The sequence below is a fragment of the Hyphomicrobium sp. genome, assembly GCF_020852195.1.
Lineage (GTDB): Bacteria > Pseudomonadota > Alphaproteobacteria > Rhizobiales > Hyphomicrobiaceae > Hyphomicrobium_C.
In genome coordinates this window covers 1-1,750 of sequence record NZ_JADZBI010000260.1, presented here as the reverse complement: position 1 = coordinate 1,750, position 1,750 = coordinate 1, and the positions used below count along the sequence as shown (strand labels likewise).

1 protein-coding gene is annotated in these 1,750 nt (G+C 44.7%); it reads left to right on the top strand.

What is annotated here, in order from left to right:
• Positions 1 to 821: leucine-rich repeat domain-containing protein (locus IT540_RS20730; RefSeq protein ID WP_291181777.1), on the top strand; the 821-nt coding region annotated here is incomplete at its 5' end.
• Positions 822 to 1,750: the final 929 nt, after the last annotated feature.

Below are 1,750 nucleotides of genomic sequence, written 5' to 3'. Positions count from 1 at the left end.
CTGCTCAAATTGGGAAGTTGAAAAATTTGACCGAATTGGATTTGAGCGAGAACCGACTGACGACACTTCCTGCACAACTCGGTGACTTGAAAAGTTTAACCAAATTGAATTTGATTGCCAATTATAGATTGAATTTTGAAGTATCTCTGAGGCTGATTAGTGAATTGAATAATTTAACCCACTTGGATTTAGCGCACAACAAACTGACGGATATTCCTGTACAAATCGGTGAGTTGACAAATTTGAACTCTTTGGATTTGAGTGGAAACCCAATGACAACCCTTCCAGCACAAATAGGAAATTTGACAAATTTGATCTACTTGAATTCGTCAAGCAGTAATTTGACAACTCTTCCAGCACAAATTGGGAATTTGAAAAATTTAACCCACTTGGATTTAGGATACAACGAACTGACGAATCTTCCTGTACAAATCGGAGATTTGGAAAATTTGACCCACTTGTATTTGATCCGAAACCAATTGACGACTCTTCCGGCACAAATTGGAAATTTGAATAATTTAACCCACTTGGATTTGAGCCGAAACCAATTGACAACGCTTCCAACACAACTCGGGCATTTAAAAAGTTTGACCTACTTGGATTTGGAGTTCAACCAATTGACAGAGCTACCTACACAACTTGAGGAGTTGAATAATTTGACCGAATTGGATTTGTCAGGCAACAAATTGTCAACGCTCCCAGTGCAATTTGAGAAGTTGAATAATTTGACCGAATTAGATTTAGGAAGCAACCCTATCCCTAAAGCCGTGCGCGAAAAAATCAAAAGCATGGTGCCGGCGGGGTGTAGGGTTGAATTTTAAACAAAGGAGTAAAAACGTAAGCAGAGGCAGCGCCCCGCTGGGCGCACGTGTTCGACAGCCCCAAAAAAAACGACGGCCCGTGAGGAGTTTTCGCTGCACGGCCACGGCGCCGATCATCTTTACTTTGGGGCTTCTTTCCAGGATACGTTCGTATAGGTTTTTCATTTTAGGTTCGTGTTGTATGGCTGTTAGAGCAGGGAAGAACAGGGCTTTTCGGATGCCCGGATTGCCGGTTCTGCTCCGGCTGCAAATCGGGCAGCCACAGACCGAATGCACTACTGCCCGGCAATAACCGGTTATTAAAAACGAGTAACAAACTACTGCCCGGGTATAACTCACTACTAAAAAAGAGTAACTGACTACTGCCCGGCAGTAATTAGTTATTGCCCGGGACTAATTAGTTCCTGAAAAAGAGTAACTAACTGACAAATTGTCCTCTGAAGTTGGTGAAAAAGAGGTTCGCGTGCCTGAAAAACAGCCTCCATCGCGTCGCCGGCGGCATCAAGTGCCCAAAAAACAGCCCCACTCGGGGAAAAACCGGCTTTTCAGGAGATAAATTTAGTAACTCACTATATAAAAGTAGTAACTCACTATATAAAATGAATAACTAATTATGTCCGGGAGCATGTAGTTACCAAATTTGTCATGTTGCACTATCTGCCGCCGGTCGCAAATGTTCGGCAACTAAAAAAATTGACGTGGCTCGCAAGGGTCTTCGACTCGAAGCGTAGAGCTTGCAAGCATCTGACTTGCATTGTTTTGCATGTTATTTCCTGCTCGAAAGTCACAGACTTGCCGACACACCGTATCGCGTCACAGCACCTCACGAGCCGTCGTTTTGGCTGCCGAAGACTTGCGGCCAGCGGGGCTGGCGGGGAATACTTTGTGTTCGGGGTGCCGGATGCGGAAGGGCGGAAGGTGCTGGTGGT